Source organism: Bradyrhizobium sp. SZCCHNR3119 (assembly GCF_032487775.1).
Lineage (GTDB): Bacteria > Pseudomonadota > Alphaproteobacteria > Rhizobiales > Xanthobacteraceae > Bradyrhizobium.
The window spans coordinates 1,333,736-1,353,785 of record NZ_JAUEUV010000001.1; the positions used below are offsets into that span (position 1 = coordinate 1,333,736).

Consider the following 20,050-nt stretch of genomic DNA (forward strand, 5'->3'; position numbering starts at 1 on the left):
CAATCGAGCCGGTCCCCGGGGCGAGCACGTATAAGCGTTAAAACCAGCGCGCGGGGAATGCCGGATGACCGGCTGAACCTGTGGTGACTGCCGCCTGCTTTTTTTCTGCAGGCGGGCCATGGGTGAGGCCTTCACCCGGCATTCCCCGCGCCCTCTCGATCGTTTCGAAGGGTGTGTCGGTCGCAACACCCGGGCGCAACGCGCCGCGGGACTGCTGACGTGTGTCTGCGGGGTGGGATGTGATGGGATGAGGACGACTCTCTGCGCCGTCATTGCGAGCGAAGCGACGCAATCCAGAGTCCCGCCCACGACTCTGGATTGCTTCGTCGCTTGCGCTCCTCAATGACGACGCTGAAGCGCCGGCGCCCCCTTCAGAACCGCGGAATGTCCGGGAAGGCGAGCTTGCCGCCATGGACGTGCATGCGGCCGAGTTCGGCGCAGCGATGCAGGGTCGGGAAGACTTTGCCGGGATTGAGCAGGCCTTGATTGTCGAAGGCGCATTTGACGCGCTGCTGCTGATTGAGGTCGATCTCGGTGAACATCTCCGGCATCAAATCGCGCTTCTCGATGCCGACGCCATGTTCGCCGGTCAGGACGCCGCCGAGCTCGACGCAGCAGCGCAGGATGTCGGCGCCGAAGGCTTCCGCCCGCTCGATCTCGCCGGGCTTGTTGGCATCGTACAGGATCAGCGGATGCAGATTGCCGTCGCCGGCATGGAAGACGTTGGCGCAGCGCAGCTGGTATTTTTCGGACAGTTCGCGGATCCGCGCCAAGGCCTTCGGCAGCGCGCCGCGCGGAATCGTGCCGTCCATGCAGAGATAATCCGGCGAGATGCGGCCGACGGCCGGAAACGCCGCCTTGCGGCCGGCCCAGAACAGGTTGCGTTCCGCCTCCGAGGTCGAGATGCGGCAGGTGGTCGAGCCGCAGCCATTGGCGATCGCCTCGACGCGGGTGATCAGTTCGTCCACTTCGACGGCCGGCCCGTCGAGCTCGATGATCAGGAGCGCTTCCACGTCGAGCGGATAGCCGGCATGGACGAAGGCTTCCGCCGCATGAATGGCCGGCTTGTCCATCATCTCCATGCCGCCGGGGATGATTCCGGCGCCGATGATGCGCGCGACGCATTCGCCGGCCGCCTCGACCTCGGCGAAGCCCACCATCAGCGCGCGAGCCGTTTCGGGCTTTTGCAGGATGCGCACGGTGACTTCCGTGACGACGCCGAGCAGGCCTTCCGACCCCGTGATCAGCCCCATCAGGTCGTAGCCCGCGTTCTCCGCGCACTTGCCCCCGATTCGCAACACCTCGCCCGTCATCAGCACGAACTCGCAGCCGAGCACGTTGTTGGTGGTCATGCCGTATTTCAGGCAATGCACACCGCCGGAATTCTCAGCGATGTTGCCGCCGATCGAACAGGCGATCTGCGAAGACGGATCGGGCGCGTAGTAGAAGCCGGCATGCGCGACCGCCTGGCTGATCGCGAGATTGGTGACGCCAGGCTCGGTGACGACGACGCGGTTGTGGAAATCGATTTCGCGGATTCGCTTGAACTTGCCGAGGCCCAGCAGCACGCCATCCGCAAGCGGCAGCGCGCCGCCGGAGAGGGAGGTTCCCGAGCCGCGCGGAACCACCTTGATGCCATTCTCGTGGCAGTATTTCAGAACTTTCGAGACCTGTTCCGTCGAGTCCGGCAGCACGACGACCATCGGAGGCTGCCGGTAGGCCATCAGTCCATCGGACTCATAAGGAAGCATCTCGGCAGGGCTGTCGATGACGCCTTCGCCCGGTACGATAGCGCGCAAGGCGGCGACGATTTCGCTGCGGCGCATCAGCACCGCCTGATCGGCTTCCGGCATCTTGATGGCCATCGCGGCTCTCCCAGCGTTTCGATTTATCGAGCCATATCAATCACAACGACAGCGGCTTGGATAGGCTGCGAGACCGGCTTTCGATCTTTGCTGCTGCGCAAACAGATCGGAAAGATTGATAACTCCAACGGGAGCGTGGCGGCTTGTCTCTGCGGAAACGTCATGCCACAACCGCAGTGCACATTTGTCTCGCAACCACAGAGCCTGAAAATCCATGAACAAGCTGACTTTGAGTGCGCTCGTTGTCATCACCGCATCGTCGCTGGCTTCCGCTGCGCTGGCGGAGGATCTGGCGGCCGGCAAGACCTCGTTCAACAAGTGCCTGCCCTGTCACTCGATCGGCGAAGGCGCGAAGAACAAGGTCGGCCCCGAGCTCAACGGGCTCGATGGCCGCAAATCGGGCACGGCACCGGACTACAACTATTCGGACGCCAACAAGAACTCCGGCATCACCTGGAACGAAGCCCAGTTCAAGGAATACATCAAGGATCCGAAGGCCAAGATCCCCGGGACCAAGATGACCTTCGCCGGAATCAAGAACGAGAACGAGGTCAACAATCTGTGGGCCTACATCTCGTCCTTCGACAAGGACGGCAAGCAGAAGCAGTGATAGACGGCGATGTTGCAGCGCCGCATGGCGCTGCACATTGGCTCTGTGAGCAACAGCGCCTGATCATAGCCCCGGTCCCGCGGCCGGGGCTTTTTCATGCCGAGCGATCAGAGCCCCGCCGGCAACGCGTCCGCGAGCGCGATCCCGGCGACCATCCGATCGATCTCGCCGATCACGAGCTCAGGCACCGCGTTCTGCACCATGTGCCCGAGACCCGCCCGCACGATCAGCCTGGTCTGCGGCACGGCCTGCGCAAACGGGCGCGAGTGGATATCCGTAAAGACAGTCCGGTCGGCGTCTCCCGCGATGATCGTGACCGGGACCTTGATCTCGCCATAACGCGGCACCTGCTCGATGACCGCCTGCTTGAGGGTCACGAGATCCTGCGCATTGGCGATGAATTCCCGCGGCCGGAGCAGCAGGGGCGTTGCGGTCCGATCCAGGAAATCCTCCGGCACGGGCTGGGGCAGGAACACGCTCCTTGCGGCAGGCCTCGCCAGCAACAGGCCGAGCGGCAGCGTGATGGTATGGGCGAGGAGCGGCCCAAGGAGAGGCGTCGTGACGGCCTTGTTGTACCGGCCGACGCCGCCACGCCAGGGATAGGCCACCGGCGCCAGCATCACGAGGCCGGCCACGCGTTCCGGGAAATCCAGCGCCATCCGGGCGCCAAGGGCGCCGCTCCAGGAATGGACCACCAGGATCACGCTGGTGATGCCGAGCTTCTGCAGCGCATCCGCCAGCATCCGGGCCTGGGCGGCGGGGGTCGAATCCCGCACCCGGTCGCGATCGCTCCAGCCATGACCGGGACGGTCCACCAGGAGCACCCGGTACCGCTTGGCGAGGAGATCGCCGAGCGGCTGGCGCATGGCTTCGAGGTTCGAACTCGCGCCGTGGAGCAGCAGGAGCGGCGGCGCATCCGGCCTCTCGAAACCGATATCCACAAGATTAATGTTCGCGCCGTCGATTTTGATCGCCGTGCCCTGTGCCGGGTAGCGGCGCTCGACCAGCGCCACTCCAAGACGCGTGACCGCAGCAAGCAACCCCAAAGCGCAGATAATGACTATTGAAATCATTGATAATTTTCTGCCCGTCACATTCCCGATACGAAGTCAGCATGGCAAAGGTTGCGAATCATCGCTGCTCTGCAGCCGGTTACGCGCGGGAAGGCTGTCATCAGCGCGTCGTCGGCCATTTTATAACCATGGTCCGGACTTTTTGTTGGACGTGGGCGCATGCCAAGAACCGTTCGCGATCCGATCCATCCACGTGATTCACAGCAACAAGGATCGGAGTGCCGGAGTTAGTCGAGTAGGTTTTGGGAGGGGGTATCCGATGAGTTTACGTTCAAGCGAGGCGGCTATCGACGAGATCGTCGCGAGCTGCAATGGCGATCTGCGTGGCGCACTGAAGGCGCTCCTCTTGGTCAACGAGCACCTGGAAGCGGAAATTGCCCAGCTCTATGCGGCCGCCGCCCAATACGGCCTGACCGAGCGTCGCAGCAACGCGCTGCACTGATCGCGGCCTGCGAAGGTTCCGATGACGGGTGTGCGGGGAAATTGATCGCAAGCTCAATTCGCCGCGCTCATCTTGCCCGCATCAATCCTGCCCGCATCAATCGTCGGCAGGGTCATCCTTGTTGGGACAGGCGCGGATCGTCGATCGCGCCAGCTTCGCATCGGCAAGCGTCTTGTAGGGACCGTCGGCGAACCAGATATCGCCGTCCACGACCGGATTACTGGTGACGATGGCGCATCGGTCGGTCGCGCGGTTGCCGACCACCCAGAACAGATCTTCCGCCGAACTTGGCGTCGTGACCAGGACGGTCAGGCTCGCGGCCAGCATCCAACGGTTCATCGCAACAGGCTCCTGCCCCATTCATGGCAGCCGATCGCGAGTTAAGAACGACCGCTCCGACGGGCAAGGCCGCCGCAGCAATCATGGTTAATCGAGCGTGAATTCGCTGACGATGTCGCTGCGAATGCAGTGCGCCTTCGGGATTGCCGCACTAGATGTCGCGCCCTTCGACCTTCTCGCTCAGCGTCTTGACGAGCTCCGGCACCTTCTCCAGGTGCGGATTGATCTCCAGCGCTTTGCGGAAGGCGTCCAGCGCGCGCTTATCGTCGCCGAGATCCTGCATGATCATGCCGAGCCCGGCCAACGCGCCGAAGTGCCGGGGCTCTCGGATCAGAACCTGCTGAATGTCGGCGAGGGAATGCGCGTAATCGTTCTGCAGATAATACAGCGTCGCGCGGCGATTCCAGGCCTCGACATAATCCGGGCGCAGCTTGATCACCGCGTCCAGCAGCTTGCGAGCCACCTCGGTCTGATGCCCGTCCAGGGCGGCCTTGGACCGCGACATCAGCAGCGCGACCGTGTCGCTCGGTGTCTGCAGCCAAGTCGCCCAGATTCGCGCCTCGACATGGCGGGCGCTTACCTCGTCCGGCGCGGCCTTCAGCGCTCCGAAGAGAAAGTCGAGGCCGCGCGTCTTGTCGGCGCCGACCCTGGGCAGCTTCGCCGGAGCTTCCGGCAGCTTGGGCTTGGGCTTGGCGTGCGGATTGTCCTGCGCGCAGGCAAGGGAGGATGTCGCAGCGAAAAGCGCGGCGAGCAGGATCGCGCGGAAAGATCTCAGTGTCATTGCCGAAGTGTAGATGCTCTCAACCGACCTTGCAAAGCAAGGTCCGTCTCAAACACCCGTGAGCAGCACTTCGGCGGCGCCGAGCCGTCAATCAGCCCTGGCGGGCCTTGAAACGGCGCTGCACCTTGTTGATGACGTAGACGCGGCCCTTGCGACGGACAAGGCGATTGGCGCGATGGCGGCCACGCAGCGATTTCAGCGAGTTACGGACCTTCATGGGACGTCCTGATGCTTCGAAAGGCCGTGTTGAACAGGCCGAAAGTGGCAAAAACGAATTCTTTCCCGCTGGCGGCCGAGCCGCCCGAGACGACCGGTTCTTAACCACCGTCCGGCCCGATGTCAACCAAATGGGCCACTTGCCGTGGCGGGAACCTTCGCCATTTGTCGGGACCGGATTGAACGGCAGCGCGTTTCCGTCCGAATTCACACGCGCCAGACGGCTCCGCTCACGATCAGGCTGGAGACGGCGCGGCCACAGCCCTGCTCCGGCAAGTGCAGGGAAACGGCGCGAGTCCTGCTTGCCAAATTTGTTATATCATATAATCAATTTTCCAACGCCTAAAGAAGCAATCCAGGAACGCCCATGCCCAAGCTCGCTCTGCCGAAGATCGACGACGTCGTCGCCATCGACATCCACACCCATGCCGAGGAGCCTTGCGGCATGCATCCCGACGACGGCTATGACGACTTCCAGGCGCAGATGGCTGACTACTTCAAGTCCCCGCACAAGCATCCGCCGACCGTGCCGGAGACTGCTGCCTATTATCGTTCGAAGAACATCGCCGCCGTGATCTTCCCGGTCGATGCCGAGCGCGAGACCGGCTTCCGCCGCTACAACAATTACGAGATGCTCGAGGTCGCCTCAGATCATCTCGATGTGCTGATTCCCTTCGTCAGCATCGATCCGCACAAGGGCAAACTCGGCGTGCGCGAGGCGCGGAAGCTCATGGAAGAGTACGGCGTCCGCGGCTTCAAATTCCATCCGACCATGCAGGGCTTCTACGCCAATGATCAGCTGGCCTATCCGCTTTATGAAGCGATCAATGACGGCGGCGCCATCGCACTGTTCCACACCGGCCAGACCGGCGTCGGCTCGGGCATGCCCGGCGGCATGGGCATGCGGCTGAAATATTCCAATCCCATGTATATGGACGACGTCGCAGCCGACTTCCCCGACCTCAAGATCATTCTCGCGCACCCCTCCTTTCCCTGGCAGGAAGAGGCGCTGTCGGTCGCAACCCACAAGCCGAACGTCTATATCGACCTCTCCGGCTGGTCGCCGAAATATTTCCCGCCGATCCTGGTCCGCTACATCAACTCGATTCTGCAGGACAAGATGCTGTTCGGCTCGGACTGGCCGGTGATCACGCCGGACCGTTGGCTCGCCGATTTTGCCAAGCTCGACATCCGCGACGAGATCCGGCCGAAGGTGTTGAAGGCGAACGCCCGCAAGCTGCTGGGCATCTGATCGGCTCACGTTTCAAAGCAAACGTGATCCGGTCCCCGGTCTCCTGTGCGGCGTTGACATGATACGGTCGAGCGCGGCGGAACGCCGCGCTCATGCTGTCGGGAGAGTGCCGTGCCGATCAAAGCCGTGGTGTTCGATGCCTATGGCACGCTGTACGACGTGCAGTCTGTCGCCGCCGTGACTGAACAGGCGTTTCCCGCCCGCGGCGATCTGATCACGCAGTTGTGGCGCATCAAGCAGCTCGAATATAGCTGGCTGCGCTCCCTGATGGGCCGCTACGAAGATTTTGCCACGGTCACTCGCGACTCGCTCGCCTACACCTTGCGGGTGCTCGGCCTCACGGCTGATGCCGCCGCCTTCGAACGCATCATGGCGAAGTATCTGCATCTCGATCTTTATCCGGATGCGCTGGCGGCGCTCGCCGCGATGAAGGACCGTAAGCTCGCCATTCTGTCGAACGGCAGCCCCGCCATGCTGAACGCGCTGGTTCGGAACAGCGGTCTTGAGCCGGTGCTCGACGCCACGATCAGCGTCGATATGGCCAAGATCTTCAAGCCGAACCCACAAGCCTATGCGCTGGTCGAGCCGGCGCTCGGCATCGGTCCCGCCGAGGTGCTGTTCGTCTCCTCCAATCCCTGGGACGCCTGCGGGGCCAAGGCATTCGGCATGAACGTGGCATGGATCGAGCGCGTCACTCCCGAATCGATGGCAGCGGCCTGCGCCAACAGCGTATCCCTACCGCCGCTGACCATGTTCAAGGCGTTGCGGACGCAGATGGACGAGTTGGGTTTTGCGCCAGACTATCGTATTACTGCTTTGTCCGAATTGCCCGAGATCGTCACCTCAGCATGAGCCTAGAATCCGTCCGCGCCTTCTTCGCCGAAAAAGCCCCCGACATCGACGTCCTCGTCTCCAGCCAGAGCTCGGCCACGGTCGCGCTCGCGGCAGAAGCCTATGGCGTTGAGCCGGCCCGTATCGCCAAGACGCTGAGCCTGCGGGTCGGCGAGCGCGTCATCCTGATCGTCGCGGCCGGCACCTCGCGCATGGACAACAAGAAGGTGAAAGCGCTGTTTGGCGGCAAACCGAAGATGCTCGGGCTTGACGAGGTCGCCGAGATCACAGGGCATGAGGTCGGCGGCGTTTGCCCGTTCGGGCTGAAGGCACCGCTGCCAGTGTATTGCGACCTCTCGCTGAAGGCGTTCGACATCGTCGTTCCCGCGGCAGGCTCCACCCACAGCGCGGTCAAGATCACACCCGCACGCCTGTCCGAATTGACCGGAGCCGAATGGGTCGACGTATGCGAATCCAAGGATTGATGACGTGAGCAAAACCGAGGAACGATAGGGAGCGCCCGAAGGGCTCACTCCTCGTCATCGGCGTCATAAGTCCGCCGCTGCGCCGGATAGGCTCGGGGCGACGCCCGCCGATGCTGTACGACGCGCCGCGCCGAATGCTGCTGAACCTGTGCCGTGCTCGGCTCAAAGACGGCGCGACATGGCCCCGACAACTGCGGCGTGTTCTGTTTCAGGCATGCGACGATGCTGTCGCGATCCGGAATATACGCGCTGCAGAGCCGCCATACGTCCGGCGTGCAGGCCATCTGTTGATCCATCGTGCCGCGGTTGTCCTCGGCGAGGGCGGCACCAGCAGCGAACATCGGAGCCAGTACGATCATCATGTGCTGCAGGCGCATGCCTAAGTCCCTTTCGTCCAAATTAACGGCCCGGCCCCGCCGCTCTGCCAATGAACGGAACATTCAAAGGTTCGGTCCAGACAAACAGACGTGATCAGAACACCGCCGAGGCGACATGCGGCAGCGATTGTTCCCTGGGCAGCCACTACGGAACTCGCCCTGGTGTCCCGCGTTAGAGGTTCCGTTAAAGCTCATTATCGCAAACGACCTCTTTCAGCCGGATGACCACGACCTTTCAGCCTCTCCCGCGCGTTCTTCCGCGCGCTAACACGGGAATTCCGGGCCTCGACGACGTGCTCGTAGGCGGGCTGGCTCGCAATCGCCTTCATCTGCTGGAAGGAATCCCAGGTACGGGAAAGACCACCATCGCACTGAGATTCCTGCTAGCGGGCGCCGAGGCTGGTGAGAGCGGGCTCTATGTAAGCTTGGCGGAAACCGAGGAAGAACTTCGTGACGGCGCGGCATCGCATGGTTGGCGGATCGGAAATCACATCAAGATCTGCGAGCTCGTGCCGCCCGAAAGCATTCTCGACGCGAGCCAGCATCAGAGCCTGCTGTATTCGTCGGATCTCGAACTCGGCGAAACCGTAGAACGCATTTTCGAAGCGATCGAAAAGCGCCGGCCGCAGCGCATCGTCATCGACAGCTTGTCCGAGATCCGCCTTCTGGCGCAAAGCTCGCTGCGCTACCGCCGTAAGATCCTGGCCCTGAAGCACTATTTCGCGCGGAACAAATCCACCGTCATCACGCTGGACGATCTCACGACCGAAAGCACCGACCGTGCCGTTCACAGCATCGCCATAGTGTGATCCACCTCGATCAGCTCGCGCCGACTTACGGCGCCGATCGCAGGCGGCTGCGTGTCGCAAAATGCCGCGGCCAGAGTTTTCGCGGCGGCTATCATGACTTCACCCTCGCTCACGGCGGCGTGCAGGTGTTTCCGCGCCTGGTTGCGGCCGAGCATCGCCGCGGCTTCACCGGCTCGCTCATCGGAAGCGGCATCACGCAACTCGACGATCTCTTGGGCGGCGGCATCACCGGCGGCTCCAGTACTCTGATTATCGGTCCGGCGGGCACCGGCAAATCGCTGCTCTCGCTGCAATTCCTCGCCAGCTCCGTTCGCCGCGGCGAGCGCGCGGGCCTGTTCGTCTTCGATGAAGAGCTTGGGCTTCTGATATCGCGCGCCAAGAGCCTCGGCATCGACATCGAGGCGATGCGCAATCCTGCACCTGCACGAACTGCTGCAATATCTCAACCGCCGCGGTGCCGCCACGCTGCTCACCGTCGCTCAGCACGGCATGATCGGCGAAATGAGGCAGCCGATCGACGTCACTTATCTCGCCGATACCGTGATCATGCTGCGCTATTTCGAAGCGCGTGGTCGGGTGCGCCGCGCCATCTCGGTGATCAAGAAGCGCACGGGCGCTCATGAGGACACGATTAGAGAACTGATGATCAACGGTGGCGGCATCAAGATCGGCGAACCGCTCGTCGACTTCCAAGGCGTACTCCGCGGGATTCCGACCTATGTCGGAGGCGCCGCGCCGCTGATGGAAACACCGTGAACAGGTCCGACAGCATCGAACCGGCTGAGCGAACGCTGATCCTGGCGCCACGCGGAAGGGATGCCAAGCTCGCGCAGAGCATCCTGCAGGAAGCGGATATCAGCGCGCAGATCTGCGGCTCCCTCCAGGAGCTCCTTGGCGGAATTGCCCGAGGCTGCGAGCTTGCGATCGTGACGGAGGAGGCATTCCGCGGCATCGACATTCGCCCACTCGTCGACTGGGTCAGCCGCCAGCCGGCCTGGTCGGATTTTCCTTTCATCGTGCTCACCGAACACGGCGGCGGCGTCGAGCGAAATCCGACCGCCGCGCAGCTTACAGAAGCGCTCGGCAGCGTGAGCTTTCTCGAGCGCCCGTTTCATCCGACCACCCTGATCAGCGTCGTCCGCACCCATCTGCGCGGACGACGACGACAATATGAGTGCCGCAGACTAAACGAAGAGCTCGAGGAACGGGTGCAGGAGCGGACCAAGGAACTCGGCGCAGCCAATCGGCAGCTGCTAGCGCAGATGGAGGAACGCGAGCGGGTCGAAAGCACGCTCCGCCAGATGCAGCGGCTCGAGGCGATCGGTCAGCTGACCTCCGGCGTTGCGCATGATTTCAACAATCTGCTCACCGTCGTGCTCGGCAATATCGCCTTCATGGAAAGGGATTTCGCTGCCCGCGGCATCGACGGCAAGCTGTCGCAGCGGCTCCAATTCATGCGCGGGGCGGCCGAGCGCGGCGCCAAGCTGACGGACCTGCTCCTGTCGTTCTCGCGCCGCCAGCGGCTCGAGCCGAAGGTGCTCGACCTCAATCACACCATTGCCAATATGCACGATCTCCTGCACAGCACGATCGGCGGCAGCGTCCAGATCGAAACGTCGCTTGCGGACGGGCTCTGGCACGCCCTTGTCGATCCCACGCAGCTCGAGCTCGCCGTACTTAACCTCGCGATCAATGCGCGCGATGCCATGGGCGTCGGCGGCCGACTGACGGTATCGACGAACAACGCGACGTTGGGAGAGCCGGTTTCGCCGGAAGAGCCTGCAGCCGGTGACTATGTCGAGATCTGCGTATCGGACAGCGGCTCCGGCATGAGTCCGAGCGTGCGTGCGCGCGTGTTCGAGCCGTTCTTCACCACCAAGGAAATCGGCAAGGGCTCGGGCCTCGGCCTCAGCCAGGTGCTTGGTTTTGCCAAACAGTCAAATGGCGGAGTCCGCATCGACACCGTCGAGGGTCGCGGCACCTCGATCCGCATATTCGTGCCGTGCTCGGACTTGGCCGAAGATCGCGCCGAGACCGCCGAGCCCTATGACGGTGGAGCTCCCAGGATGCCGACACGTATCTTGATAGTCGATGACGACGACGCCGTGCGTCAGATCGCCGCCGACATCTTGCGCGACCGTTGCTATGATGTCGTCGAGGTTGGCAGCGCCGGCGCTGCCTTCGACGTGTTGCAGTCGCAGACCGATATCGACCTTTTGCTGCTCGACTTCGCGATGCCCGGCATGAGCGGCGCCGAGGTGGCGCAGCGGGTCCGCACCCGTTATCCGAAACTCCCTATCCTGTTCGTGACGGGCTACGCCGACCGCACAACGCTCGCCGGCATCAACGAGGCCCAAACCATCGGCAAGCCATTCCGCAGTGATGACCTCTGTACGAAGATCGCATCGGCATTGAACCGAGACGCGAGAGGCATCGCGCAGCAAACGGCATAGCAAACCCTCAGCCTGTGCGCTTGCGATCCTTCGCGAGTTGTTTGACCAGAAAATCGGCCAACGCTTCGACGCGGGCGGGGCGCGGCCCACCGGGCGGCATGACCAGATGCATGGCGCCTTCCGGCTGTTTCCAGCCTTTCAAGATCACTTCGACCTGGCCGGACGCGATGGCATCTCCGACGATGAACTCCGGCAGATCCGCGATGCCGAGCCCCGCAATCACCGCAGGCAGGACCGCTTCGCCATTGTTGACCCGCAACTGACCGGCGGGGCGGACGCTCGCCTGCTCGCCGGCCGCATTGGTGTAGTGCCAGACGCCGGCGGTCGCGAGATAGGCATAGCCAAAGCATTTGTGCTCGGCGAGATGCATCGGATGCGTCGGCCGGCCGTAACGCTTCAGATAGGACGGCGCCGCCACCGTGTAGCGCGGAATCGCACAGAGCCGGCGCGCAATCAGCGAGGAGTCCGGCAGTCGGGCGATCCGCAGCGCCAGATCAAAGCCTTCACCGATCAGATCGACCGTGGCATCACTGAGATGCAGATCGATCGCGACTTCCGGGTACTGCTCCAAGAAGCTGGGTAGGAGTGGCGCGATCTTCTTGACGCCGAAGGTCATCGGCACTGCGAACCGTACCAGCCCACGAGGTACCACGGACTGGGCGAGCGCTTCGGTCTCGGCCTCCTCACCGTCCGCAAGCAGCCTGATCGCGCGCTCCGACAGCCGCTGCCCGGCGTCAGTGAGGGCGAGACGGCGCGAGGTGCGGTTGAACAGCCGCGTGCCGAGCCGCTCCTCGAGCCGGCTCACCGCCTTGGAAACGGTGGCCTTCGAGAGCGTCAGTTCCTGCGCGGCGCCAGCAAAGGAGCGCTGCTCGACCACCTTGGCGAAGATCGCCATCGCTTCGAAATCGGGGAGTTTTGCCATCGGACCATTGGTACGTTTTTAGAAACAATACGTTTCAACAGTTTCTATTTCTATATCACGGGGAACTGCATATCCAAAGGCCAACAGCGCGGACCAAAGCATCTTTCGCCGGAGGTCTCGCGTTCAGATCACAAGGAGCAGTTCGATGATTGAACTCAGGCCATTTTCGAAGCTGGGCGGCGCCGACCACGGCTGGCTGAAGGCCAAACATCATTTCTCGTTCGCCAGCTACTATGACCCCAACAACATGGGCCATGGCGCGCTCAGGGTGTGGAACGACGACGAAATCGCGCCCAACACCGGCTTTCCGGCGCATCCGCATTCCAACATGGAGATCATCACTTACGTCCGCGAAGGGGCGATCACCCACCAGGACAGCCTGGGCAACAAGGGCCGCACCAAGGCCGGCGACGTCCAGGTCATGAGCGCGGGCAGCGGCATCCGGCATTCCGAGTACAATCTGGAGCCGACCACGACCCGGATCTTCCAGATCTGGATCGAACCGACCACGGACGGCGGCCAGCCGACCTGGGGCGCCAAGCCGTTCCCGAAGGCGGACCGTTCCGGCAAGCTCGTGACGCTCGCCAGCGGCTTCGCCGAGGACAGCGATGCGCTGCCGATCCGGGCCCAGGCGCGCGTGCTTGGCACCACTTTGAAGGCTGGCGAGTCCGCCGAATATGCCGCCGACACCTCGCACCATCTCTATCTGGTGCCGGCGGCCGGCAGCCTCGAGGTCAACGGCGTCCGGGTGAATGCCCGCGACGGTGCAGCGATCCGGAACGAAGCCACGCTGAAGATCACCGCGCTGGAAGATTCCGAGCTGGTGCTGGTCGACGCCGCCTGAGCCACGCTCCCCGACACGGCCGGAGGTCCGGCCGTGTCCCCTTCTTTTTTCCCTGACCGTTCAAGCCTACGGAGCACTTCAATGACCAAGGTCCTCGTCCTCTATTATTCCGCCTACGGCCACATCGAAGCGATGGCCAAGGCGGTGGCGGAAGGCGCCCGCGAAGCCGGCGCGACCGTCGACATCAAGCGCGTACCGGAGCTGGTGCCGGACGAGATCGCCAAGGCCTCGCACTACAAGCTCGACCAGGCCGCGCCGGTCGCCAAGGTCGAGGAGCTCGCCGATTATGACGCGATCATCGTCGGCGTCGGCACCCGCTTCGGCCGCATGGCTTCGCAGATGGCGAACTTCCTCGATCAGGCCGGCGGCCTCTGGGCCAAGGGCGCACTCAACGGCAAGGTCGGCGGCGCCTTCACCTCGACCGCGACCCAGCATGGCGGGCAGGAGACGACGCTGTTCTCGATCATCACCAACCTGCTGCACTTCGGCATGACCGTGGTCGGGCTCAACTACGGCTTTGCCGGCCAGATGAAGCTCGACGAGATCACCGGCGGCTCGCCCTATGGGGCCACCACGATCACCGGCGGCGACGGCAGCCGGCTGCCGAGCGAGAACGAGCTGGCCGGCGCGCGCTATCAGGGACGCGTGATCGCGGAGACGGCCAAGAACCTCCACGGCTGAGATTCACGGCTGACTGCATGGCAGATGCGATGCGGTCGGCACTTCTCCAAGAGATGTGCCGACCCATCTCTCACGTCGCGGGAAGGAGATCGCGATGCTTGATCTATTGATGTTCGCGCAACTGGCGCGCAATCCGCTGCAGGTGATGGCGCGCCGTTGGTATTGCAAGAGCCTGTACCGCGCCACGCGCGGACAACGCCGCTGTGCGGAATGCGCGCGCGCATAGCGCGCGCCTGTCCCGCTTACACCGCCGTCGCGCGGGCAAACTCGATATAGATCTCGCGCAAGCGCGCGGCCATCGGCCCCGGCCTGCCCTCGCCCACCGGCTTGCCGTCGATCGAGATCACCGGCTGCACGAACGAGCTCGCGCTGGTGATGAAGGCCTCCTTGGCAACAAGCGCTTCCGCGACCGTGAACGGTCGCTCCTCGACCTTAAGCTGACGCTCCTCGGCGAGCGCGACCACCGCTTTGCGGGTGCAACCCGGCAGGATCGCGTTGGAATTCGGCCGCGTCACGATGACGTCGTCCCGGGTCAGGATGAAAGCAGACGACGAGCCGCCCTCGGTGACAAAGCCGTCCTCGATCATCCAGGCTTCACCCGCCCCGGCGGCGGCCGCCGCCTGCTTCGCCAGCACCTGTGCGAGCAGCGCCACGCTCTTGATGTCGCGGCGTTCCCAGCGGATGTCGGGCACGGTGATGACCCCGATGCCGGCCTTGGCCGAAGGCGCGTTGACGATGTCCTTGGCGGTTACGAACATGACCAGCGTCGAGGACACCTCGCCCTTCGGGAAGGCGAAGTCGCGGCCCGTGTCCGCGCCGCGCGTCACCTGCAGATAGACCATACCGTTGTCGAGCTGGTTGCGCGCGACCAGCTCCTTCTGCAGCGCCTCGATCCGGGCGATGCTTTCAGGGAGCGCAAGCTGGATCTCGCCGACCGAGCGCTCCAGCCGGGCGAGATGAGAAGCGCTGTCGACCAGCTTGCCCTCGAGCACCGCGGCAACCTCGTAGATGCCGTCGGCGAACAGGAAGCCGCGGTCCAGCACCGAGACTTTCGCCTCGGACAGCGGGATGAACGAGCCGTTGACGTAAGCGATCGGGTCCAAGTTCTTTCTCCTAACTTCGAGATTCCGGGCTCGCTCGCGCCGCGAGCGCCCCGGAATGACGTGCCTGTCAATGCGACAAGATCTTCGACAGGAATTTTTGCGCCCGCTCGCTGCGCGGTTTGCCGAAGAAATCCTCTTTCTGCGCGTCCTCGACGATCTCGCCCTGGTCCATGAATATCACGCGGTTGGCGACCTTGCGGGCAAAACCCATCTCATGGGTGACCACCATCATGGTCATACCTTCGCGGGCGAGGTCGACCATCACGTCCAAGACCTCGCTGATCATCTCCGGATCGAGCGCCGAGGTCGGCTCGTCGAACAGCATCGCGATCGGGTCCATCGCAAGCGCCCGCGCGATGGCGACGCGCTGCTGCTGGCCGCCCGACAGCTGCGCCGGAAACTTCTGCGCATGCTCCTTCAAGCCCACGCGCTCCAGCAGCTTCATCGCCTTGGCTGCCGCCGCCTCATGACCGCGCCCCAGCACCTTCTCCTGCGCCAGGCACAAATTATCGATGATCTTCAGGTGCGGAAACAGCTCGAAGTGCTGGAACACCATGCCGACCCGCGCGCGCAGCTTCGGCAGATTGGTCTTGGGATCATTGACCCTGATGCCATCGACCGTGATCTCGCCGTCCTGGAACGGCTCCAGCGCGTTGACGCATTTGATCAGGGTCGACTTGCCCGAGCCCGACGGGCCGCAGACCACCACGACCTCGCCTTTGGCGACGGAGGTGGTGCAGTCCTTGAGAACCTGGAAGGCCGGGCTGTACCATTTGTTGACGTGGCTGATCTCGATCATGGAACGTTCGTCGCCTGCTTCAACGAAGACGGTGCGCTCCCTCTCCCGTTGGAAGAGAGGTGGGGTGAGTGGTTCGGGTCTATCCGGGGAGCGTATCCCCTCACCCGGATCGCTGCGGGGCGATGCGCCGCATCGCCAGCGGCGATCCGACCTCTCCCCATGGGAGAGGTGAACGACCGCGTGTGTAACTGCTTGCTCATTCCGGCAACTACCTGATGATGGCGATGCGCGACTGCAGGCGGCGGACGCCGAAGGACGCGACACAGGAGATGGTGAAATAGACCAGGGCTGCGAACAGATACATCTCGACCAGCCGGCCGTCGCGCTGCGCGACCTTGGAGGCGGCACCGAGAAAATCCGGGATCGACAACACATAGACCAGCGAGGTGTCCTGGAACAGCACGATGGTCTGGGTCAGCAGCACCGGCAGCATGTTGCGGAACGCCTGCGGCAGCACGACGTAGCGCATGGTCTGGCTGTAGGTCAGGCCGAGCGCCGAGGCCGCCGCCGGCTGTCCACGCGAGATCGACTGGATGCCGGCGCGCATGATTTCGGAGAAATAGGCCGCCTCGAACAGGATGAAGGTGATCAGCGACGAGGCGAAGGCGCCGACCTTGATCGGCTTGGAGGCGCCGGTCAGCCACTGCCCGATATAGGGGACCAGGAAGTAGAACCAGAAGATCACGAGGACCAGCGGCAGCGAACGCATGAAGTCGACGTAGAGCCCCGCCAGCCAACCGAGCATCCGGTAGCTGGAGAGCCGCATCAGCGCAATCAGCGTGCCGAAGACCAGCCCGCCGGCCGCCGAGAGCGCGGTCAGCGTCAGCGTGAAGGTCATGCCGTCGACGAAGAGATAAGCGAGCGAGCGGCGGATGACGTCGAAATCGAAATTGGCGAACATCTATTTCCCCGTGATGTAGCCGGGGATCGCGACGCTGCGCTCGATCAGGCGCATCGCGACGACGACGACGATATTGATGGCAAGGTACATCAGGGTCGCGGCGGTGAACGCCTCGAACACCTGAAACGAAAACTCCTGCATCGACCGCGCAGCTCCGGTCAATTCGATCAGGCCGATGGTGATCGCCACCGCGCTGTTCTTGACCGTGTTGAGAAATTCCGAGGTCAATGGCGGCAGGATGATGCGAAACGCCATCGGCAACAACACGTAGCGATAGGCCTGCGTGGTCGTCAGGCCAAGCGCGGTCGCTGCCATCTTCTGCCCGCGCGGCAGCGAGCCGATGCCGGCCGCGAGCTGCACGGCGACGCGCGCCGACATGAACAGGCCGATGCCGACCGCCGCCGTATAGAACGCCGCGTTCGGCAGCTGCTTCAGCCACAGGCCGGCCGCCTGCGGCAGCAGCTCCGGCAGCACGAAGAACCAGAGGAAGAGCTGCACCAGCAGCGGCATGTTGCGGAAGAATTCGACATAGAGGAAGCCGAACCAGCCGGCCGTCTTCGACGGCAGGGTGCGCAAGACGCCGACGATCGAGCCGCAGACCAGCGCAATCGCCCACGCCAGCAGCGAGGTCCAGATCGTCAGCTTCAACCCCGACAACAGCATGTCGAGATAGGTCCCGGCCCCGGTCGGGTCGGGCTCAAAGAAGATATGCCAGTTCCAGTGATAGTTCACGAGAAAGTCCTGAGAGGGATGACCTGAGCTACATCTTCGATTCGAGAGCTTCGGAAGCTGCCGTTGCGCATGCGGTATGCCCCCTCCCCCTTTGCGGGGGAGGGTTGGGGTGGGGGGTAGCCCCAAGCAAGACTGCCGTTGGAGACCCCCACCCCCAACCCCTCCCCGCAAGGGGGAGGGGAGCGCACCGACTTCGTGGCGACAAGCCCACGCAACGAATTACTTCACCTTGTACGAATCCGGATCCGGCGAGTCCGACGGCTTGGCGAATTCGGCCTTCAGCTCCGGCGAGATCGGCGTGTTCAGGTTCAATCCCTTCGGCGGGACCTTCTGCATGAACCACTTGTCGTAGAGCTTGGCGCCCTCACCGCTGGTGTAGATCGCAGCCGTCGCCGCATCGACCACCTTCTTGAACTGCGGATCGTCCTTGCGCAGCATGATGCCGTAAGGTTCCGGCTTGGAGAACGCGTCCGTCGAGATCGCATAGAGGCTCGGGTCCTTCGAGCCGGCCACAAGGCTTGCCAGCAGGATGTCGTCCATCACGAAGGCGACGGCGCGATCGGTCTCCACCATCAGGAAGGCCTCGGCATGGTCCTTGGCCGGAATGATGGTGACGCCAAGATTACGCGCGGCGTTCGCCTCGGTGAGCTGCTTGATGTTGGTGGTGCCGGCGGTCGACACCACGGTCTTGCCCTTCAGATCGTCGATCGACTTCAGGTTGCTCGACTTCTTGAAGACGTAGCGGCTCGCGGTCAGGAAGTGGGTGTTGGTGAAGGCGATCTGCTTCTGCCGCTCGGCATTGTTGGTGGTCGAGCCGCATTCGAGATCGATGGTGCCGTTGGCGAGCAGCGGAATGCGCGTCGACGACGTCACCGGATTGAGCTTGACCTCAAGCTTGTCGAGCTTCAGCTCCTTCTTGACGGCATCGACGATGCCGTAGCACAGGTCCATCGCGAAACCGACCGGCTTCTGATTGTCATCGAGATAGGAAAAGGGAATCGAGGAATCGCGGTAGCCGAGCGTGATCGCCCCGGTCTCCTTGATGCTCTTCAAGGTGCCCGTCAGCTCCTCGGCTTGCAGCCCGCTCGCGCATAGTGCGGCTGCAAAGGCAAAGCTCAAAACTCGTAACTGCTTCATTCGTCGTCTCCTCAGTCCGCCCAGCGCGGGGGATTCAAAGTCGGATGCTTGCATAAATCAGGCCGAAATCAAAATGGCCCCGCCCTCCTCCACAATCAGGCAGTGGCACCAAGCTTACGGATGGTAAACAGCGATGCCAGGCTGAGCAGCGCTATTAGGCTTAAGTAGTAACCCGGCGCCATGTCGCCGATGAAGGCGACAGTGCCGAGCGCCGTCATGATCGCCGGCCCCATGCCACCGAAGATCGTGACTCCGATGTTGTAGCCGAGACCAAGCCCGGTAGCCCGGGTCTCGGCGGGCAACAGCTCTGCCATCAAGGCCGCGAGCGGACCATAATAGAGTGCCTTCAATGTCGCGACGACGAAGACCGCAGCGATGATCACGGCCGGCGTCGGGTAATTGGTCAGGACGTAGAAGGCCGGGTAGATCGTGATCAGCAGCAGCAGATTGACCGTGATCATGTGGGTGGTGCGGCCGATGCGGTCGGAAATCGCGCCCGCGACCGGCGTCAGCACCATGACCGCGAGGCTGCCGACCAGCGAGGCTGTGAAACCGACGGAAGCCGACAGGTTCAGCGTCTTCACCACGTAGGTCGGAATGTAGACGATCAGATAGTTGATCGCGGTGGACACCGCGAGCGCACCGATGCCGAGCAGCACCGCAAGCTTCTGGCGCAGGAACACGTCCTTGACCGGAGAACCATCCTTGCCGGCCGGCGGCGCACCGGCGTCTTCCATGTTGTTGCGGATATAGAGGCCGACCGGCCCGATCAGCACGCCGAAAAAGAACGGCAGACGCCAGCCCCAGGCCTGCAGGTCGGCAGGACTCATCGCTGAAGTCAGCAACGCGCCGAAGCCGGCGCCGAGCACGGCGCTCAAGCCTTGGCTGGCGAACTGCCAGCTGGCGATGAAGCCGCGCCGCTCCGGCATGTGCTCGACCAGAAACGCGGTCGAGCTGCCGAACTCGCCGCCGGCGGAAAAGCCCTGCACCAGGCGCGCCAGGATGACGAGCAGCGGCGCCAGCACACCGATGGTCTGATAGGTCGGCATCACCGCCACCGCGAGCGTCCCGAAGGTCATCATCACGATCGAGACCAGGAGCGACACCTTGCGGCCGTGGCGGTCCGCATAAGCGCCGAGCACGATGCCGCCGATCGGACGGATCAGATAAGACAGACCGAAGGTGCCGAAGGTCAGGAGCAAAGACGTGGTCGCGTCGTTGCTCGGGAAGAACGCCTTGGAGATGTAGACCGCGAAGAAGCCGTAGACGGCGATATCGAACCATTCCAGCGCATTGCCGACAGACGTCGCGATCACCTGCCTGGCAAAGCTCTTCTTGCGCTTGAGCTCCGAGGAAAGCGGGGCTGCGAGGGTCATCTGAGGTCCTTTATCGCTCGGC

22 protein-coding genes and 1 pseudogene are annotated in these 20,050 nt (G+C 63.1%); 10 read left to right on the forward strand and 13 right to left on the reverse strand.

The window, feature by feature from the left end; genetic code table 11:
- Nucleotides 1–371 precede the first annotated feature (371 nt).
- A complete protein-coding gene (locus QX034_RS06440) occupies nucleotides 372–1,865 on the reverse strand; it encodes an FAD-linked oxidase C-terminal domain-containing protein (RefSeq protein ID WP_316195094.1) in 1,494 nt (497 codons plus the stop codon).
- 214 nt (nucleotides 1,866–2,079) lie between these two features.
- Between QX034_RS06440 and cycA the strand changes: the two genes are divergently transcribed.
- Nucleotides 2,080–2,475 (forward strand): cytochrome c-550 CycA, encoded by a 396-nt coding sequence (gene cycA, locus QX034_RS06445; protein ID WP_315706614.1) that lies wholly within the window; start codon nucleotides 2,080–2,082, stop codon nucleotides 2,473–2,475.
- Between the two features lie 107 nt (nucleotides 2,476–2,582).
- On the opposite strand, the gene QX034_RS06450 is transcribed toward cycA, so the two are convergent.
- On the reverse strand, nucleotides 2,583–3,548 hold the full coding sequence (locus QX034_RS06450) for an alpha/beta hydrolase (RefSeq protein ID WP_316195095.1): 966 nt from the start codon (nucleotides 3,546–3,548) through the stop codon (nucleotides 2,583–2,585).
- A 259-nt stretch (nucleotides 3,549–3,807) separates the two neighbouring features.
- Between QX034_RS06450 and QX034_RS06455 the strand changes: the two genes are divergently transcribed.
- Nucleotides 3,808–3,990 carry a hypothetical protein gene (locus QX034_RS06455; protein WP_315706612.1) on the forward strand — a complete coding sequence of 61 codons (183 nt, stop codon included), beginning with the start codon at nucleotides 3,808–3,810 and terminating at the stop codon, nucleotides 3,988–3,990.
- Between the two features lie 96 nt (nucleotides 3,991–4,086).
- Here QX034_RS06455 and QX034_RS06460 read toward each other — a convergent pair whose 3' ends face one another.
- The 3 genes from QX034_RS06460 to ykgO form a co-directional block, all read right to left on the reverse strand.
- Nucleotides 4,087–4,329, reverse strand: coding sequence for a hypothetical protein (locus QX034_RS06460; RefSeq protein ID WP_315727581.1), 243 nt, complete (start codon nucleotides 4,327–4,329; stop codon nucleotides 4,087–4,089).
- A gap of 151 nt (nucleotides 4,330–4,480) precedes the next feature.
- The gene (locus tag QX034_RS06465; protein WP_315729669.1) at nucleotides 4,481–5,110 is read right to left on the reverse strand and encodes a tetratricopeptide repeat protein; all 630 of its coding nucleotides are present in this window, start codon (nucleotides 5,108–5,110) and stop codon (nucleotides 4,481–4,483) included.
- A 91-nt stretch (nucleotides 5,111–5,201) separates the two neighbouring features.
- Complete coding sequence (gene ykgO / locus QX034_RS06470; protein ID WP_006611362.1) at nucleotides 5,202–5,327, reverse strand: type B 50S ribosomal protein L36; 126 nt, start codon at nucleotides 5,325–5,327, stop codon at nucleotides 5,202–5,204.
- A 366-nt stretch (nucleotides 5,328–5,693) separates the two neighbouring features.
- Between ykgO and QX034_RS06475 the strand changes: the two genes are divergently transcribed.
- The 3 genes from QX034_RS06475 to QX034_RS06485 all read left to right on the forward strand — a co-directional run bounded on the left by QX034_RS06475 (nucleotide 5,694) and on the right by QX034_RS06485 (nucleotide 7,894).
- Nucleotides 5,694–6,578, forward strand: a complete 885-nt coding sequence (locus QX034_RS06475; protein WP_315706609.1) for an amidohydrolase family protein — start codon at nucleotides 5,694–5,696, stop codon at nucleotides 6,576–6,578.
- A gap of 111 nt (nucleotides 6,579–6,689) precedes the next feature.
- The gene (locus tag QX034_RS06480) at nucleotides 6,690–7,430 is read left to right on the forward strand and encodes a haloacid dehalogenase type II (protein ID WP_315729670.1); all 741 of its coding nucleotides are present in this window, start codon (nucleotides 6,690–6,692) and stop codon (nucleotides 7,428–7,430) included.
- Nucleotides 7,427–7,894, forward strand: coding sequence for a YbaK/EbsC family protein (locus QX034_RS06485; RefSeq protein ID WP_315706607.1), 468 nt, complete (start codon nucleotides 7,427–7,429; stop codon nucleotides 7,892–7,894). The genes QX034_RS06480 and QX034_RS06485 overlap by 4 nt, the downstream gene beginning before the upstream one ends.
- A 44-nt stretch (nucleotides 7,895–7,938) precedes the next feature.
- Here QX034_RS06485 and QX034_RS06490 read toward each other — a convergent pair whose 3' ends face one another.
- The gene (locus tag QX034_RS06490) at nucleotides 7,939–8,271 is read right to left on the reverse strand and encodes a hypothetical protein (protein ID WP_315729671.1); all 333 of its coding nucleotides are present in this window, start codon (nucleotides 8,269–8,271) and stop codon (nucleotides 7,939–7,941) included.
- A gap of 221 nt (nucleotides 8,272–8,492) precedes the next feature.
- Here QX034_RS06490 and QX034_RS06495 point away from each other — a divergent pair.
- Nucleotides 8,493–9,836, forward strand: a pseudogene (locus QX034_RS06495) (ATPase domain-containing protein).
- Entirely contained in the window at nucleotides 9,833–11,533 is a 1,701-nt protein-coding gene (locus QX034_RS06500; protein WP_315729672.1) for a response regulator, read from the forward strand. The pseudogene QX034_RS06495 and the gene QX034_RS06500 overlap by 4 nt, the downstream one beginning before the upstream one ends.
- A gap of 7 nt (nucleotides 11,534–11,540) precedes the next feature.
- On the opposite strand, the gene QX034_RS06505 is transcribed toward QX034_RS06500, so the two are convergent.
- On the reverse strand, nucleotides 11,541–12,455 hold the full coding sequence (locus tag QX034_RS06505) for a LysR family transcriptional regulator (protein ID WP_315706603.1): 915 nt from the start codon (nucleotides 12,453–12,455) through the stop codon (nucleotides 11,541–11,543).
- Nucleotides 12,456–12,600: 145 nt separating this feature from the next.
- Here QX034_RS06505 and QX034_RS06510 point away from each other — a divergent pair, with 145 nt between their 5' ends.
- From QX034_RS06510 to QX034_RS06520, 3 genes are all read left to right on the forward strand, one after another.
- A complete protein-coding gene (locus QX034_RS06510; protein WP_315729673.1) occupies nucleotides 12,601–13,299 on the forward strand; it encodes a pirin family protein in 699 nt (232 codons plus the stop codon).
- An 81-nt stretch (nucleotides 13,300–13,380) separates the two neighbouring features.
- On the forward strand, nucleotides 13,381–13,980 hold the full coding sequence (gene wrbA / locus QX034_RS06515) for an NAD(P)H:quinone oxidoreductase (protein ID WP_315806222.1): 600 nt from the start codon (nucleotides 13,381–13,383) through the stop codon (nucleotides 13,978–13,980).
- Nucleotides 13,981–14,074: 94 nt separating this feature from the next.
- Nucleotides 14,075–14,206 carry a hypothetical protein gene (locus tag QX034_RS06520; RefSeq protein WP_315706600.1) on the forward strand — a complete coding sequence of 44 codons (132 nt, stop codon included), beginning with the start codon at nucleotides 14,075–14,077 and terminating at the stop codon, nucleotides 14,204–14,206.
- Between the two features lie 16 nt (nucleotides 14,207–14,222).
- Here QX034_RS06520 and QX034_RS06525 read toward each other — a convergent pair whose 3' ends face one another.
- The 6 genes from QX034_RS06525 to QX034_RS06550 form a co-directional block, all read right to left on the reverse strand.
- Complete coding sequence (locus tag QX034_RS06525; RefSeq protein WP_315729674.1) at nucleotides 14,223–15,083, reverse strand: D-amino-acid transaminase; 861 nt, start codon at nucleotides 15,081–15,083, stop codon at nucleotides 14,223–14,225.
- Between the two features lie 67 nt (nucleotides 15,084–15,150).
- A complete protein-coding gene (locus QX034_RS06530; protein WP_315706598.1) occupies nucleotides 15,151–15,882 on the reverse strand; it encodes an amino acid ABC transporter ATP-binding protein in 732 nt (243 codons plus the stop codon).
- A 208-nt stretch (nucleotides 15,883–16,090) separates the two neighbouring features.
- Complete coding sequence (locus QX034_RS06535; RefSeq protein WP_315706597.1) at nucleotides 16,091–16,783, reverse strand: amino acid ABC transporter permease; 693 nt, start codon at nucleotides 16,781–16,783, stop codon at nucleotides 16,091–16,093.
- Nucleotides 16,784–17,515: an amino acid ABC transporter permease gene (locus QX034_RS06540; RefSeq protein ID WP_315706596.1), complete on the reverse strand. Its 732-nt coding sequence runs from the start codon at nucleotides 17,513–17,515 to the stop codon at nucleotides 16,784–16,786.
- Nucleotides 17,516–17,734: 219 nt separating this feature from the next.
- Nucleotides 17,735–18,652 carry an amino acid ABC transporter substrate-binding protein gene (locus QX034_RS06545; protein ID WP_315769722.1) on the reverse strand — a complete coding sequence of 306 codons (918 nt, stop codon included), beginning with the start codon at nucleotides 18,650–18,652 and terminating at the stop codon, nucleotides 17,735–17,737.
- A 95-nt stretch (nucleotides 18,653–18,747) separates the two neighbouring features.
- Nucleotides 18,748–20,028, reverse strand: a complete 1,281-nt coding sequence (locus QX034_RS06550) for an MFS transporter (protein ID WP_315729675.1) — start codon at nucleotides 20,026–20,028, stop codon at nucleotides 18,748–18,750.
- Nucleotides 20,029–20,050: the final 22 nt, after the last annotated feature.

Excerpts from the sequence above, each read along its gene's own strand:
- QX034_RS06510 (WP_315729673.1), top strand. The coding sequence starts at position 12,601 with ATGATTGAACTCAGGCCATTTTCGAAGCTGGGCGGCGCCGACCACGGC.
- QX034_RS06520 (WP_315706600.1), top strand. The coding sequence starts at position 14,075 with ATGCTTGATCTATTGATGTTCGCGCAACTGGCGCGCAATCCGCTGCAG.
- QX034_RS06465 (WP_315729669.1), bottom strand. The coding sequence starts at position 5,110 with ATGACACTGAGATCTTTCCGCGCGATCCTGCTCGCCGCGCTTTTCGCT.
- QX034_RS06475 (WP_315706609.1), top strand. The coding sequence starts at position 5,694 with ATGCCCAAGCTCGCTCTGCCGAAGATCGACGACGTCGTCGCCATCGAC.
- QX034_RS06535 (WP_315706597.1), bottom strand. The coding sequence starts at position 16,783 with ATGTTCGCCAATTTCGATTTCGACGTCATCCGCCGCTCGCTCGCTTAT.
- cycA (WP_315706614.1), top strand. The coding sequence starts at position 2,080 with ATGAACAAGCTGACTTTGAGTGCGCTCGTTGTCATCACCGCATCGTCG.
- QX034_RS06485 (WP_315706607.1), top strand. The coding sequence starts at position 7,427 with ATGAGCCTAGAATCCGTCCGCGCCTTCTTCGCCGAAAAAGCCCCCGAC.
- QX034_RS06550 (WP_315729675.1), bottom strand. The coding sequence starts at position 20,028 with ATGACCCTCGCAGCCCCGCTTTCCTCGGAGCTCAAGCGCAAGAAGAGC.
- QX034_RS06530 (WP_315706598.1), bottom strand. The coding sequence starts at position 15,882 with ATGATCGAGATCAGCCACGTCAACAAATGGTACAGCCCGGCCTTCCAG.
- QX034_RS06460 (WP_315727581.1), bottom strand. The coding sequence starts at position 4,329 with ATGAACCGTTGGATGCTGGCCGCGAGCCTGACCGTCCTGGTCACGACG.
- QX034_RS06545 (WP_315769722.1), bottom strand. The coding sequence starts at position 18,652 with ATGAAGCAGTTACGAGTTTTGAGCTTTGCCTTTGCAGCCGCACTATGC.
- QX034_RS06450 (WP_316195095.1), bottom strand. The coding sequence starts at position 3,548 with ATGATTTCAATAGTCATTATCTGCGCTTTGGGGTTGCTTGCTGCGGTC.
- QX034_RS06490 (WP_315729671.1), bottom strand. The coding sequence starts at position 8,271 with ATGCGCCTGCAGCACATGATGATCGTACTGGCTCCGATGTTCGCTGCT.
- ykgO (WP_006611362.1), bottom strand. The coding sequence starts at position 5,327 with ATGAAGGTCCGTAACTCGCTGAAATCGCTGCGTGGCCGCCATCGCGCC.
- wrbA (WP_315806222.1), top strand. The coding sequence starts at position 13,381 with ATGACCAAGGTCCTCGTCCTCTATTATTCCGCCTACGGCCACATCGAA.
- QX034_RS06505 (WP_315706603.1), bottom strand. The coding sequence starts at position 12,455 with ATGGCAAAACTCCCCGATTTCGAAGCGATGGCGATCTTCGCCAAGGTG.
- QX034_RS06455 (WP_315706612.1), top strand. The coding sequence starts at position 3,808 with ATGAGTTTACGTTCAAGCGAGGCGGCTATCGACGAGATCGTCGCGAGC.
- QX034_RS06440 (WP_316195094.1), bottom strand. The coding sequence starts at position 1,865 with ATGGCCATCAAGATGCCGGAAGCCGATCAGGCGGTGCTGATGCGCCGC.